Annotated in this window: 6 protein-coding genes and 1 tRNA gene; 2 read left to right on the top strand and 5 right to left on the bottom strand. The window is 60.5% G+C overall.

Annotation, left to right across the window (positions count from 1 at the left end; genetic code table 11):
- Positions 1 to 28: 28 nt before the first annotated feature.
- The 3 genes from J2J99_RS03880 to J2J99_RS03870 form a co-directional block, all read right to left on the bottom strand.
- Complete coding sequence (locus tag J2J99_RS03880; protein WP_207600946.1) at positions 29 to 4,684, bottom strand: M10 family metallopeptidase C-terminal domain-containing protein; 4,656 nt, start codon at positions 4,682 to 4,684, stop codon at positions 29 to 31.
- Between the two features lie 622 nt (positions 4,685 to 5,306).
- Positions 5,307 to 5,383: transfer RNA gene (locus tag J2J99_RS03875), tRNA-His, on the bottom strand.
- 131 nt (positions 5,384 to 5,514) lie between these two features.
- Complete coding sequence (locus J2J99_RS03870) at positions 5,515 to 5,964, bottom strand: phasin (protein ID WP_168296016.1); 450 nt, start codon at positions 5,962 to 5,964, stop codon at positions 5,515 to 5,517.
- A gap of 211 nt (positions 5,965 to 6,175) precedes the next feature.
- Between J2J99_RS03870 and J2J99_RS03865 the strand changes: the two genes are divergently transcribed.
- Positions 6,176 to 9,940, top strand: a complete 3,765-nt coding sequence (locus J2J99_RS03865) for an ATP-binding protein (protein WP_168296015.1) — start codon at positions 6,176 to 6,178, stop codon at positions 9,938 to 9,940.
- A 328-nt stretch (positions 9,941 to 10,268) separates the two neighbouring features.
- Here the strand turns inward: J2J99_RS03865 and J2J99_RS03860 are convergent, their stop codons facing one another.
- A complete protein-coding gene (locus J2J99_RS03860; RefSeq protein WP_168296014.1) occupies positions 10,269 to 12,221 on the bottom strand; it encodes an acetoacetate--CoA ligase in 1,953 nt (650 codons plus the stop codon).
- Positions 12,222 to 12,453: 232 nt separating this feature from the next.
- Between J2J99_RS03860 and J2J99_RS03855 the strand changes: the two genes are divergently transcribed.
- A complete protein-coding gene (locus tag J2J99_RS03855; protein ID WP_168296013.1) occupies positions 12,454 to 14,340 on the top strand; it encodes an AsmA family protein in 1,887 nt (628 codons plus the stop codon).
- Between the two features lie 136 nt (positions 14,341 to 14,476).
- Here J2J99_RS03855 and J2J99_RS03850 read toward each other — a convergent pair whose 3' ends face one another.
- Positions 14,477 to 15,601, bottom strand: a complete 1,125-nt coding sequence (locus J2J99_RS03850; protein ID WP_246763156.1) for an alpha-hydroxy-acid oxidizing protein — start codon at positions 15,599 to 15,601, stop codon at positions 14,477 to 14,479.
- Between the last annotated feature and the right edge of the window lie 11 nt (positions 15,602 to 15,612).

Raw genomic sequence — 15,612 nt, 5'->3', positions numbered from 1 at the left:
TTAAGGCGCCGCAAGGTCGGAGCAAGGATCACGCAAACAAGAAGTCCCACGACTGCAGGCTTGAAAGAGCGACATCCTTTAACGTTATGGTGTTGTCGGAGTCGGCCTCGATTATTGTATCATTCCCCGACTGCTCGGTTGCAGCAAAAAGCGATTCCCAGTCGACGAAAATGTTGTGATCGATCGAAATCACATCATGTGCGGAGCCAGTTGCCACGAAGTTTGTGATTGTATCCTGGCCCCAATTCGGCGAATAAACGAACACGTCGGTTGCAGCTCCACCACTGAGGGTATCGTTGCCGGCGCCACCGGTCAGTGTATTAGAACCGTTGCCGCCTACGATAACGTTGCTCAGCGCGTTCCCTGTTCCGGCAAACGCCCCTGTTCCGATAAATGTCAGGTTCTCGACATTAGACCCCAATGTGTAGGCGGCCAGGTTCGTCCGAACCGTGTCGATCCCCTCGTCGCTATTCTCGGTGATCACATCCCCGGCATTGTCGACAATATAGATGTCGTTGCCCGCCCAGCCGATCAGTATGTCTGCTCCGGCCTTGCCGTCCAGGGTGTCGGCACCTGTCCAACCCCGGATCGTGTTGGCGAGGCTATTGCCTGTCCCGACAAAAATCCCCTCGCCGACAAAGCTCAGGTTCTCGACATCGCTGCCAAGCGTATAGCTTGCCAAAGCCGTACGAACCGTGTCGATCCCCTCGTCGCTGTGCTCGGTGACGACGTCTCCGGCATTGTCGACAATATAGGTGTCGTTGCCCGTCCCGCCGATCAACGTGTCAGCACCGGCCCCACCATCCAGCGCATCATTGCCCGCGCCGCCAGTGATCGTGTTGGCGAGCCCATTGCCAGTGCCGGTAAAGCTATCCGATCCCGTATAGGTCAGATTCTCGACATTGACCAATGCGGCGATCGAGTAGGCTGCAAGCGCCGTACGGATTTCGTCGGTGCCGGCGCTGACCGCCTCGTTGATCACGTCGCTCGCACTGTCGACCAAATAGACGTCGTTGCCGGCACCGCCTACCAGCGTGTCGGTGCCGCCGCCGCCGTCAAGCGTGTCGTTGCCAGCGCCGCCGGTGATGGTGTTGGCAAGGCTGTTTCCAGTCCCGCTAAAATCTCCGCTCCCGGTGAAGGTCAGGTTTTCGACATTGGCAATATTGGTCAGAGCATAGGAAAAAAGCCCCGTCTTGATTAGATCGGTTCCTTCATTCAGCCCTTCGGTGATCACATCCCCGGCATTGTCGACAATATAGATGTCGTTGCCCGCCCAGCCGATCAGTATGTCTGCTCCGGCCTTGCCGTCCAGGGTGTCGGCACCTGTCCAACCCCGGATCGTGTTGGCGAGGCTATTGCCTGTCCCGACAAAAATCCCCTCGCCGACAAAGCTCAGGTTCTCGACATCGCTGCCAAGCGTATAGCTTGCCAAAGCCGTACGAACCGTGTCGATCCCCTCGTCGCTGTGCTCGGTGACGACGTCTCCGGCATTGTCGACAATATAGGTGTCGTTGCCCGTCCCGCCGATCAACGTGTCAGCACCGGCCCCACCATCCAGCGCATCATTGCCCGCGCCGCCAGTGATCGTGTTGGCGAGCCCATTGCCAGTGCCGGTAAAGCTATCCGATCCCGTATAGGTCAGATTCTCGACATTGACCAATGCGGCGATCGAGTAGGCTGCAAGCGCCGTACGGATTTCGTCGGTGCCGGCGCTGACCGCCTCGTTGATCACGTCGCTCGCACTGTCGACCAAATAGACGTCGTTGCCGGCACCGCCTACCAGCGTGTCGGTGCCGCCGCCGCCGTCAAGCGTGTCGTTGCCAGCGCCGCCGGTGATGGTGTTGGCAAGGCTGTTTCCAGTCCCGCTAAAATCTCCGCTCCCGGTGAAGGTCAGGTTTTCGACATTGGCAATATTGGTCAGAGCATAGGAAAAAAGCCCCGTCTTGATTAGATCGGTTCCTTCATTCAGCCCTTCGGTGATCACATCCCCGGCATTGTCGACAATATAGATGTCGTTGCCCGCCCAGCCGATCAGTATGTCTGCTCCGGCCTTGCCGTCCAGGGTGTCGGCACCTGTCCAACCCCGGATCGTGTTGGCGAGGCTATTGCCTGTCCCGACAAAAATCCCCTCGCCGACAAAGCTCAGGTTCTCGACATCGCTGCCAAGCGTATAGCTTGCCAAAGCCGTACGAACCGTGTCGATCCCCTCGTCGCTGTGCTCGGTGACGACGTCTCCGGCATTGTCGACAATATAGGTGTCGTTGCCCGTCCCGCCGATCAACGTGTCAGCACCGGCCCCACCATCCAGCGCATCATTGCCCGCGCCGCCAGTGATCGTGTTGGCGAGCCCATTGCCAGTGCCGGTAAAGCTATCCGATCCCGTATAGGTCAGATTCTCGACATTGACCAATGCGGCGATCGAGTAGGCTGCAAGCGCCGTACGGATTTCGTCGGTGCCGGCGCTGACCGCCTCGTTGATCACGTCGCTCGCACTGTCGACCAAATAGACGTCGTTGCCGGCACCGCCTACCAGCGTGTCGTTGCCAGCGCCGCCGTCAAGCGTGTCGTTGCCAGCGCCGCCGGTGATGGTGTTGGCAAGGCTGTTTCCAGTCCCGCTAAAATCTCCGCTCCCGGTGAAGGTCAGGTTTTCGACATTGGCAATATTGGTCAGAGCATAGGAAAAAAGCCCCGTCTTGATTAGATCGGTTCCTTCATTCAGCCCTTCGGTGATCACATCCCCGGCATTGTCGACAATATAGATGTCGTTGCCCGCCCAGCCGATCAGTATGTCTGCTCCGGCCTTGCCGTCCAGGGTGTCGGCACCTGTCCAACCCCGGATCGTGTTGGCGAGGCTATTGCCTGTCCCGACAAAAATCCCCTCGCCGACAAAGCTCAGGTTCTCGACATCGCTGCCAAGCGTATAGCTTGCCAAAGCCGTACGAACCGTGTCGATCCCCTCGTCGCTGTGCTCGGTGACGACGTCTCCGGCATTGTCGACAATATAGGTGTCGTTGCCCGTCCCGCCGATCAACGTGTCAGCACCGGCCCCACCATCCAGCGCATCATTGCCCGCGCCGCCAGTGATCGTGTTGGCGAGCCCATTGCCAGTGCCGGTAAAGCTATCCGATCCCGTATAGGTCAGATTCTCGACATTGTCGCTGAGCCAATAGCTTGCAAGCGCCGTCTGGACCGTGTCCGTCCCCTGGTTCGCATTCTCGAACGCAAAATCGAAACTATCGCCAACAACAAAGATATCGTTGCCGGCACCGCCTAACATCGTGTCATTGCCGGCGCCGCCGTTCAGAAGATCGTTGCCGGCGCCGCCCCAAAGCCAGTCACTGCCGGCGCCGCCGTCCAACGTGTCGTTGCCGGAGCCGCCGGTGATGGTGTTGGCAAGGCTGTTTCCAGTCCCGCTAAAATCTCCGCTCCCGATGAAGGTCAGGTTTTCGACGTTGGCGATATTGGTCAAAGCATAGGAAGAAACCGTCGTCCTGATCAGATCGGTCCCTGCATCCACCCCTTCGGTGACCACGTCGGCCACGTTATCGACAGTATAGGTGTCGTTGCCCGTTCCGCCGATCAATGTGTCGGTACCGGAGCCGCCGGAAAGCGAATCATTGCCGGCATTGCCCCAGAGCGTATTGTTCGCCTCGTTGCCGACAATCGTATCGTCGCCGGAGCCGGCCTGAACATTCTCGATCAACGACGCAACATTGTCGTGATAAAGAAGAGCGTTGAAAATGTTGCCGCGGGCATAACCATAGTTCGGACCTCCTCCCAGGTCGGCCAATTGGTCCTGGGAAAAGACCGAGTACCCCCCTGCTCGCAAGTCGATCTTGAGGGCGGTCGTATAAGCGCTCAAATCATAGGTGTCGATACCGCCGCCGTCCCAGATTGTTGCGAAGATGCGGTTGGCAGCGGGTGTGATGGCTGCGACGCCGTTGACATAGGTGATGCCCTGGTTCGGATTCCACTTGTAGACGGTATCGCCACTGTTCGTAGTGTAGTCCGCACCGTACATTTCCTGCAGCGCGGCGATATCGAGCATCATGAAGGTTTGCGGCGCGCCATCATGCTCATACTTGTACCCACTCAAACTGTCCCCGACATACGTGTGGTAGGTCATGATCGTATATTCGAGCGAGTCGTAGGCGTTCGGAACGACCGTCGGATTGGTAACATCCGATTCATGAGCATGTTTCAGTCCGAGAGCGTGACCAAGCTCGTGCGCCAAGGTATGGCCGGCATAGTTGCCGAATGTCGGGAAGCGAAGATCATCTTCGGTGCCAGCATAGTCTGTGCCGAACCAGACATCGCCCGCCGGCTCGCCTGCATCTGGAGTATAGGCCCATGCCGTCGGAGGTAGCCACGATTGAGCAAACCGCACTGTTGCGGTATCCACGCTTCCGGCCTCAAAATTGGCGTTTGTGAATCCCTCTACCGAGAAGCCGTCATTTGCCGCACTCCCATAGGACTGCTCCATAAAGAACAAAGCGTGAGACTTCTGCTGGGACGAAATTGAAGAGAAAGAAAAGTATTTTTCGTAATCATAGCCATACGATGACGCGCTCGTGGGAAACGCATAGGTTATCGTCCCGTCCCAGGCAGTGCCGCTGAAGAGCCCGTCAACTTTCTGATCCCCAGTCGAAATGACGCTCTTCGTCGAAGTAATAAGGTCCGTCATAAAATCCCCGTTTGCCTATTCCATTTCGGCCGCGCCTAATGCCGATTTCCCTCTGCTCCATTTGAAGAGGAAATTCAACTAAGAGCTTTATTTTTGTTCGAGAGGTTTCTTGATCTTGGCGACTGACGCTTATGAAGCGCTTCCTCCGCAACCTCTAACAACGGCTACAAGACGTATCCCAAGATCCTGCGCTCTGCCCGTCCGAGCCTGCGCAATTGCTGCATGACGGCACTTAAATCGAAGTTACAGTCATCTGCTAAAATTTAGTAAGTCTCCAGGCGTCGGGAAATGAGGTCCGGATTGTTTCGGAGCCCGAATACTGTCTCCGCCTCTCTTGCCGCGGGTCGGCATCGCGGTTCGCATCTTTCGCAATTTTGCTTGCGCGGGCAGATCGTTCCGAATCGAGGTGGCGGACTGTCGCCATTGCGGACTCGCTTCTGCCGCGTGGTGCATTTTTAGCTCAGCCGGCGGTATGGTGCTTCGTAAATGTTCGAGCTTGTGTTGCAAATAAGCAGCAAATTCGCCATAGGAACCGAAAATTCTTAAACGTCTGAAGCGCGGTTTTTCAGTCGAAATGACGTAGCCAGAACGATTTGTCTGATAGGGAGTTGACGTGGGAAGATGGTACGGTTGGGGGGTCTCGAACCTCCGACCTCAGGTGCCACAAACCTGCGCTCTAACCAACTGAGCTACAACCGCACAAATCACGCTTGGCGCGATGGGCGTCACATACGAGGACTTGGCGATGAATTCAAGCCCCATTCCTCGTCTATATACAAAAAGGCTGGACGCGAGGTCCAGCCTTTTTGTGTCTGGTAGACAAAGCCCGATCAGGCAACCTTGAAGGAAGCCATGGCCTTTTCGGCGGCTTCCTTGGAGGGCTTTGCGAGCTTTTCGGCCACCTGCTTGGTGGTTTCCTGCATCGACTTCGCCTGGTCGACGGCGATTTCGGCCTGCTTGCGCAGGAACGAGGTCTGCAGCTCGACGAATTCGGCGATCGACTTGACGCCGAGCAGCGCTTCCATGTGCGAGAGCGAGCTCTCGGCATTGACGCGCAGGACGTCGATTGCCTTGAGGCCGATCTCGACGGTGCCGGCCTGGGCCGTCTGGACGGTGGCTTCGAGCGTCTTGCCGGCTTCTTCGCCAGCGGTCTTCAGCTTCGCATAGGCGTCTTTCGACTGCTGTGCGCCCTTTTCAGCGAATTCACGGAAGGATTCCGCGAGCTTGGACGGGTCGAAAGAAGCGATTGAAAAAACATCATCGGTCTTTATGGTAGCCATGTCGCATTCCTTTGGGTTGAGGCAGTCGCTGCCTGAGATCATCGAATGACGTCTATATAGGGCATTTCATTGTGCATTGCAACAATTATTGTGCAGTGCACACGTCGTTAACCCTGTGGGCCGAAACTGCCCCGCTGTTCTGGACCGGCATGCGACCTGCAGTTATTAATAAGCCGTTAATTTAGAAGGCCGACAGCGACAAGGTTCGATCATGCCCGCAGTCCAATATCCGTTCATCGATATCGCCGTGCATGCGCGGGTGCGGGAACGCTTTTCACGCGGCGAGGCGATGGTGCTGTTTTCGGCCGATCTTGCCCGGCTGCTCTGGGCGAACGGCGCGGGTGCCGAGCTTTTCGGCCATTCGGCGGTCTATGATCTGCTCGATCAAGGCGTTGATCGCACCGATATCACCTTTCGCCAGCTGGAAACGGCGGCGCGGCAACTCGCCGATATCGGTGACTACAGAAGCCTGATGATCCGCGTCGCCAAGGGCTTTCAGCGCGTGCAGGTGCAGGCGGCGGCCGAATTGATCCGGCTTTCGCAGGGCGAGAAAGCCATCTTGTTTTCGGTGCCGGTCTCGGCAAAGCCGCTCGCCGCCGACGCCTCGGCCGCCCAGATGCTGCAGGGGCTCGACGATCCCGACACGCATATGGCCGTCATCGGCGCCAATGGCGAGGTCATCGCGGCCTCGCCGGGCTTTGCGTCGCTAGCCATCTCAGGCGAAACCGCCAAGGCGCTGATCAACCTTGCCGGTGCGCATCCCGACCGGCTGGTGAAACGCCCGGTCGCCACCGGCAAGGGTTATCTCCCTGCCGCCGTCGGCAAGCTCAGCGAGGAGCCGGCCCTCAATCTGCTTTTTGCCGTTGAAACCGCGATCGGTCATCTCGACCCGGTCGACGCACCCGTGCGCGATCCAGCCGATAGATCGCCGCAGGCGGCTGACGCGCCCGCGGGGGAAGCAAGCGCGCCGCCATCCGAACTTCCTCGGGAAGAGCCGGTCGCCGCAACCGGCTTCACCGAGATCATCGACGCGGTGTCCGGCATTGAAGAGGTCGAAGAGACCCTCGAGGAGATCGCCGGCGAAAGCGGAAAGCCGGCAGAGGCAGCCGCCACATCCGCCGACGAAGTGATTGCGGAGATGCATCCGGCCGAACACGCGGCGCCGGAAAACGATGACGCTACGAGCGACAGCGGTGCGGACGAGCCGGCAAAGCTTTTCGACGGCGACGCGGCCCGTTCCGCTGATGAGACCGCGGAAACGAACGAGACGGCAGAACCGGCCGAAGCCAGCCGGACGCCCGTCGAAGAGGCGCCGGCAATGGCTAGTGAAGCGCCGGCCGCCGCGACGCCGTTGATTTCCGACGCACCCCCTGCCCCGGCACCTGCAGCGCAACCCGGCTTCGTCTTCCGACCGAACAGCCGCGCCACGCGCTTCGTCTGGAAGATCGATGCGGAAGGCCGATTCAACGAGGTCAGCCACGAATTTGCCGAGGCCGTCGGTCCGCGTGCCTCCGCCATCATCGGCTCCGCCTTCAGCGACATCGCCGCTCTCTTCAACCTTGATCCGGAGGGCAAGCTCTCCGAGGCGCTCGCGCGCCGCGACACGTGGTCGGGCAAGACGATCCTCTGGCCGGTCGAAGGCACCAGCCTCGTCGTTCCGGTCGATCTCGCCGCGTTGCCGACTTATACCCGCAATCGCGACTTCGACGGCTTCCGCGGCTTCGGCGTCGTCAGGCTCTCCGACGCACAGGAGGATCCGCTGGCGCTTGGCCTGACGCTCGGCCAGGATGGCGTCGGCCATGAAGCGGCAAGCCCCGGCCCGATCGCCGAGCCTGCCGCCGACCCGGCGCATGATATGGAAGCCACGTCCGAGAAGGCCGTGGCGGAACCGCCCGCGGCGGACGAGAACGGGAATGAGGCGCCGACAGCAGTGGCACCGCAGGCCGAAGAGACGGCGCCGGAAGCGGTGACCCGCGAAGAGACGACCTTCGAGGCGCCCGCCCGGGACAATGCTGCAGACGAACCGCCGGCGCTACGCATCGTCGAAACACCCAATCGCCGTTTCACCGACAAGGTCGTACAGCTTCACAGCACGGGCGCCGCACTGACGGCCGCCGAACAGGCGAATTTCCGCGAAATCGCCAAGCGCCTGGAAGCCTTCGGCGCCCGCGAGGAAGTGCCCGCAGCTCCGCCGCCCGGGGACGCCGGCGCCACGGAAACGGCGGCATTCGAAGAGAGCTTGGAACCGGACACTTTCAAGGACGAAACGCCGCTCGCCGATACGGACGACTTTGCTTCGGCCGATGAGCCGGCGCCGCAGGAAGCGATCTTCGAGAACGCGGCCGAGGCGCTGCGGGAAGAGGCCGAAGAGCCCGCCGCCTTGGAAGAGGACGAGGCGACCGAAGGGCTCGAAGAGACGGTAAGCCAGATCGAGGTGCTCACAAGCTTCATCCCGCCGCGCGTCAAGATGACAGACGGGCTGTCTGCCGGAACGGTCGATCAGTTGCCCGTCGCGGTGCTCATCCATGTCGGCGACGCGCTGATGCATGCCAATCCCGAATTCATGCGGCTGACGGGCTACGCCTCCCTCGATGCGCTGCGCGACGTGGGCGGCATCGACGCCCTGCTGCAGCGCCGCGACCTCGAGGAGAATGCCGCAGGCTCCGGCACATTGATGCTGGTCAAGGCCGACGACACGCTGACGCCGGTCACCGCGCGGCTGCAATCGGTGCGCTGGGAAGATGCCAACGCCCTGATGCTGGCGCTGATGCCGGTGGCAGGCAAGGAAGACGCCCGGGCTGACGCCGGACGGTCTGAAGCCCGTCCCGAGCGGATGGTCGAGAAGGTGGCCAAGCTTCAGGTCGAAGTGGAGGAATTGCGCTCGATCCTGGAAACGGCGACCGACGGCGTCGTCGTCATCGGCACGGAGGGCGACATCCGCTCGATGAACCGGTCGGCAAGCGCGCTCTTCAATTACGACGAACAGGAGACGCGCGGCAAACCCTTCGTCATGCTGTTTGCCCATGAGAGCCAGAAAGCCGTTCTCGACTATTTGAACGGCCTCTCCGGCCATGGTGTGGCCAGCGTCTTGAACGACGGGCGCGAAGTGATCGGCCGCGAGGCCGCCGGCGGCTTCGTGCCGCTGTTTATGACGATGGGCCGGCTCACCTCCTCGAACGGCTATTGCGCCGTCATCCGCGATATCACGCAATGGAAGCGCACCGAGGACGAGTTGCGCAACGCCAAGGGGGCGGCCGAAACCGCCAATGCCCACAAGACCGATTTCCTCGCCCGCGTCAGCCATGAAATCCGCACGCCGCTCAACGCCATTATCGGCTTTTCCGATATGATGGCCGGCGAGCGCTTCGGTCCGATCGGCCATCCCCGCTATATCGAATATGCCAACGACATAGGCCGCTCCGGCCGGCATGTCCTCGACATCGTCAACGACCTGCTCGATATTTCGAAGATCGAGGCAGGCGAGATGGATCTGGATTTTGCCGCTGTCGGCCTCAACGAAGCGGTCTCGGAGGCGGTCGCCCTGGTCCAACCGCAGGCGAACGGCCAGCGCGTCATCATCCGCACGGCATTGTCGCATGCCGTGCCCGATGTCGTGGCCGACCTGCGCTCGATCAAGCAGATCGCGCTCAACATCCTGTCGAACGCCATCCGCTTCACCCCCTCGGGCGGGCAGATCGTCGTTTCCACCTCCTATGAGGCGAACGGCAGCGTGGTATTGCGGGTCCGCGATACCGGCGTCGGCATGACTCGCGCCGAACTCGACCAGGCGATGAAGCCGTTCCGGCAGGTCTCCTCGACCCAGTCGCGCCATCGCGGCGACGGCACCGGGCTCGGCCTGCCGCTGACCAAGGCGATGGTCGATGCCAACCGCGCGACATTTTCGATCAATTCGGCGCCGAACGAAGGCACGCTCGTCGAAATCACCTTCCCGTCGCAGCGCGTGCTGGCCGGCTGATCCTTAATCTGTGGCGCAGCGAAAAAAAGGCAGCCAGAGGCTGCCTTGAATTTGGTGCTGTTCAACAAGAGCTCGGTCGATCCACGTCATGTTTCGCAAGCCCGCCTGCATGATTCCCTAAATCGGAATCGATTTAAGGAATCATGCAGCAACTTAAAGTGCTACAGCGTCCTTTGCGCGTCTGCGACGCGCGGCGCTGTAGGGCTTCAGGCCGCCTCGTTCATGTGCGGCCCCCAAGTTGTTTCACCTTTGACGAACCTTTCTTAACGAAGGGTTTCTATGACAAGGGATTGCTGAATGGTGAAAGCTCGTAGTTTACAATCTGTTATCAGGACCGCAATTCCTCCAATCCCGAGAAAAGCCGAAGCGCCTCGGGGTTGGCGAGCGCCTCCTGGTTCTTGACCGGCCGGCCATGCACGACCTCGCGCACCGCTAGTTCCACGATCTTGCCGGATTTGGTGCGGGGAATATCGGCGACCGCGATGACCTTCGCCGGCACGTGCCGCGGCGAGGCGCCGGTGCGTATCCGTGTCTTGATCGCCTTGACGAGGTCCTCGGTCAGCGTCACGCCCGCTGCCAGGCGAACGAACAGGATGACGCGCACGTCATCATCCCATTCCTGGCCGATGCATAGCGCCTCGGCCACCTCCTCCATCTGCTCGACCTGATTGTAGATTTCGGCCGTGCCGATGCGCACGCCGCCGGGATTGAGCGTCGCATCCGAACGGCCGTGGATGATCAGGCCGCCATGTTCCGTCCATTCGGCGAAATCGCCGTGGCACCAGACATCGTCGAACCGGTCGAAATAGGCGGCGCGATATTTGGCGCCGTCAGGATCGTTCCAGAACATGACGGGCATCGACGGGAAGGCCTTCGTGCAGACGAGTTCGCCCTTCTCGCCGCGCACCGGCTTGCCGTCATCGTTCCAGACGTCGACGGCAAGGCCGAGGCCCGGCCCCTGGATCTCGCCGCGCCACACCGGCTGCAGCGGATTGCCGAGCACGAAACAGGAGACGATATCGGTGCCGCCGGAAATCGAGGCGAGTTGCACATCCTTCTTGATGCCTTCATAGACGAAGGTGAAGCCCTCCGGCGACAGCGGCGAACCGGTCGACGTCATCAGCCGCAGGCTGGAAAGATCATGGCTCTGGCGCGGCGTCAGCCCGCCTTTGCGCACCGCATCGATATATTTCGCCGAGGTGCCGAAGATTACGAATTTTTCGGTCTCGGCATAGTCGAACAGCACGTTGCCGTCAGGGGCAAACGGCGAACCGTCGAACAGGCAGAGGGTCGCGCCGCTGGCGAGCCCGCTGACCAGCCAATTCCACATCATCCAGCCGCAGGTGGTGAAGTAGAAGAGCCTCTCGCCGGCCTCAAGGCCGCAATGCAGACGTTGCTCCTTGAGATGCTGCAACAGCGTGCCGCCGGCCGAATGGACGATGCATTTCGGCACGCCTGTCGTGCCCGAGGAAAAGAGGATGTAGAGAGGATGGGCGAAGCCGAGTTGGGTGAATTCGATCTCGCCCGCCTCATAGGGCGCGATGAAGGCTTCCAGCGTCGAAGCGCCTGGCGTGTTGCTCGCCACCGCCTCGGCATCGCCGGCATAGTGGACGACGAGTGTGGGGACACCCAAGCTTTTCGCCACAGCGGCGACCTTGGCGCCGACATCCTGCAGCTTGCCGGAATACCAATAGGCATCGCAGGCGATGAAGAGCTTCGGCCCGATCTGGCCGAACCGGTCGAGCACGCCCTGCTCGCCGAAGTCGGGGGAACAGGACGACCAGATGGCGCCGATCGAGGCAGCCGCCAGCATGGCGGCGACGGTTTCCGGCATGTTCGGCATCATGGCTGCGATGCGGTCGCCTTTACCGATACCCTGCGCCTTGAAGGCTTGCTGCAGCTTCGACACCAGCGCGCGCAGCCGATCCCACGACCAGCGATCCTCGACCTTATCCTCGCCGCGAAAGACGATGGCGTCGCCCTCGCCGCGGCCGGGCAGCAGGTTTTCGGCGAAATTCAGCGTCGCATCGGGAAAGAAGCGGGCGCCGAGCATGCTGTCGCCGTCGACAAGCACTTCCGCCCCGCGTTTTCCCTTGACGCCGCAGAAATCCCAGACGGTTGACCAGAATTTCTCGCGCTCGGCGACCGACCATGCATGCAGGTCCTCAAAGCCTGAAAGCGATAGCCCGAAGTCGGCGTTGCAGCGCTGCATGAAGGCATGGATCGGGCTTTTTGCGACGGCTTCGTCCGATGGCACCCACAGTGGTCTGTTGTCCTGCATTCAATCCTCCTCCCCAATGTCGTCCTTATATCATGCTGCATTGCATTATAAAGGGCCCGAACCCGACCAGATCCGACGCCCGGCGAACAGGTGAGAAAGCGGACCCCATTTCAGCGCGATTCAAAATACCCGCGAACGCGCCGCGCTGGAGGTATTTGCATCAGCCTGATATTTCCTATATCCGGCGAAATCAGCGCTTAACGGCTTAACCGGCTGATGACCGGCGGAGATCATGGGTACGTCAAGACATCGCAGGTGGCGCAGAAAGATCGGACCCGTTTCGCGCTGGCTGCCGACTTTCGCGCGTCTTTCAACCGTGCTGCTACTGATTGCCCTTGGGCTCTTCGTGGCGCTGAGGGTGGCCGCGCCCTATCTCATCACGACCGGCTTCGTGCGCTCCGGCATCGAGGACGCGCTGTCGAAATGGACAGGGTATCAGGCCGAGATCAAAGGCGATCCGGTTCTTGAGTTCTGGCCGACGCCACGCATCACGCTGAACGAGGTCACGATCCGGCAGCCGCGCGAGAGCGGCGACAAGCTGCTCGGCAGAATTGAAAGCCTCTCGGCCGATTTCAGCCTCATCGATGCGCTGAGAGGCCGAACCAGCTTCCACGAATTCCATCTGCTGCGCCCCAGCCTGGCGCTGACGCGTGACGAAAAAGGCCTGATCGACTGGAGTTATGCCGGTCTTCTTGCCCGTGCGATCAACGGCGCGCGTTACGAAAACGGAGCCGAGGTGCTCGATCCGGCTCTCGATGCCGAGATCGGCGCGGTGACCGTCGAAGACGGCACGCTAGCCGTCACCGACATCATGAGCGCCAAGATCTATCATTTCGACAGCGTCACGGCCGATATCGCCTGGCCGCGGCTCTCGGGCGCGATCTCGGCTGTCGTCATCGCCCGCATCAACGGCGAGGACCTGAAGGTCGATTTCGCCTCGCGCCAGCCGCTGCTCGCCTTTGCCGGCAAGAGCGCCGAGACGCGGACATCGCTGACGTCAAACCTGCTGACCGCGCATTTCCGAGGAATTGCCAGCATCGTCAGCCTCTCGGCCCTTTCCGGCAATATCGCCGTCAGCATTCCCGATGTGCCGGCGCTTCTCAAATGGTCGGGCAAATCGATCCCCGGCATCGGGACGCTGAAGAGCGCGTCGCTGGAATCCGACATCATCTCGTCGGGCAGCGGGCTGCGCTTCAACGAACTCAGCCTGTCGCTGAACGAGGCAAGCGCCACCGGCGTCATGGACCTTTCGACCGAAGCCGGCAAACGTCCGAAGATCGGCGGCACGCTCGCCTTCGACCAGATGAACCTCAAGCCGTTCCTCGACGCCTTTGCGCTCAGGCTTGCCGCCGGCCAGGCGGAGGAAATCTCCGGCATGCGCGAACCGCCGCAACTGCTCGATATCGATGTCAGGCTTTCGGCCCGACGCGCGCAGATGGGCCTCTTCGAGCTTTCCAATGTCGGCGCCAGCATGATCGTGACTGGCGGCGAGGCGAAATTCGATATCGGCGACAGCGCCTTCGAAGGCGGTGAAATGAGCGCGCATCTAGAAGCGACGCGGCGCGATTTCGCCGGCGGCGGCAAATTGCAGCTGTCGATCCGCGATGCCGACTTCGCCGCCCTTGCCGAGCGGCTGCAGCTCAAGGGGCCGCTGCCGCTTTCGACGGGGTCGCTCGATCTCGACCTGCAGTCGCCGAAGGCGATATGGACGACCGGCCTTGGCGACGTCACCGGCAGGCTGCACTTCTGGACGAAGGAGGGCACGATCCCCGGCATCGACGCCGCAGCGCTGCGGAGCCAGGCCGCCGAAAAGGCATTCTTTCCGCTGAGTGCTGCGGCAGGCGGCGCCTTCACCTTCAGCCAGCTGGACCTCCAGGCCGATTTCGCCAATGGTTCGGCCGAGATCGACGATGCCCATATCACCGGGCCTGCACAGACGCTGACACTATCCGGTCTCATCACCTATCAGTCAAACGGGCTGGCGCTGTCCGGATCGCTGGAGGCAACCGATCCGGCCAAGGCAGCAGAGCTGCCGCTTCTGCAGTTCTTCATCGGCGGCTCGTGGCCAAACCCGGTGATCTCGCCGGTTCCGCTTCTCAACGCACCGGCGAAACCCTAGTTCAAGACGCCCACTGCGGTTCAGTAACGTTTCGCGCACGATCTCCGGCGACGGTGACCGTGCCGCCGCTCCGGCTTCGGCGCAAGGCGATCGGCGGCCTTTATGCCGGCTAACGGCCCGCCGTCGAACGCCCCAATCAAGCCCAATTCGACCGCCTGACAAGAGTGTGGTCGAGCTGGGTTATGCTTGATGCCCCCAGCAGGGCCATGCCGCGCTTCAATTCATCGGTTAAGATTTCAAGGCATCGTTCAACACCCCGCTCGCCGTCGGACGCCAAGGCATAAAGTATCGCTCGCCCCAGGCCCACAATTGTAGCGCCCAAGCAGAGGCTGGTAAGCGCGTCCGCCCCACGCCTGATGCCACTGTCCAACAGAATTGGGATCTGGACACTAGCGGCAATCTCCGCAAGCACTTCCAAGGGAGAGATAGTTCCGTCCAGTTGTCGAGCGCCGTGATTTGAGACTATCAACGCATCCACACCGCAGGCAGCGCATTGGACTGCGTCTTCGGCCCGGAGCACGCCCTTTACCATCAACTTCTTGGGCCACCATTCACGAAGCTGCCGTAACGCGTCCCAATCGAAGCTCGCATCCATCTGTCTTTTCAACAATGCGGCCTGCGCTTCCGGGCCCTGGGCTTCCAGAGTTTCGAAATTTCGGAGTTTAGGCGTTCCGCTTCTCAGAAAATTGATAGACCATCGTGGATGCATCAACCCGTCTGCCAGCGTTCGCAGACCATATGTTGCCGGTAATGCGAACCTGTTGCGCATGTCCCGCTCTCGATATCCGTTGACTGGGACATCAACAGTCAAGATCAGTGCTTCGTAACCAGCGGTCAGAGCCCTTTGGCACATCGTCTTGGCAATATCTCGATGCAGTACGTACAACTGGAACCAACGTTCGCCATCCCCCGATGCAGCGATGTCCTCAATCGACAAGTTCGACGCGGTGGAGAGAACAAAGGGAATGCCCGCCTTGGCCGCCGCCTGGGCCAAGATTCGGTCCCCGTCAGGGCGGATGAGGCCGTTCAGTCCGGTCGGAGAAACATAGAAGGGGAGACTGTATCCCCTTCCAAGCAACGTAGTCTCCAGCGAGCATTTGCTAACATCGGCAAGGCGCCTGGGGACGAAGTTCCATTTTCCAAAAGCGTTCACATTTCGAGAGAGGCCAGACTCGCCCTCTGATCCACCCTCCAAATAATCGAAGACCATCTTGGGAAGGAAATTTTTCGCCCTCATCCGAAAATCTTCAACACTGAACACATCCTTCAATT

Source organism: Rhizobium binae (assembly GCF_017357225.1).
Lineage (GTDB): Bacteria > Pseudomonadota > Alphaproteobacteria > Rhizobiales > Rhizobiaceae > Rhizobium > Rhizobium binae.
The sequence above is the reverse complement of the archived record's forward strand: the minus strand, read 5'-3'. Positions and strand labels throughout refer to the sequence as shown.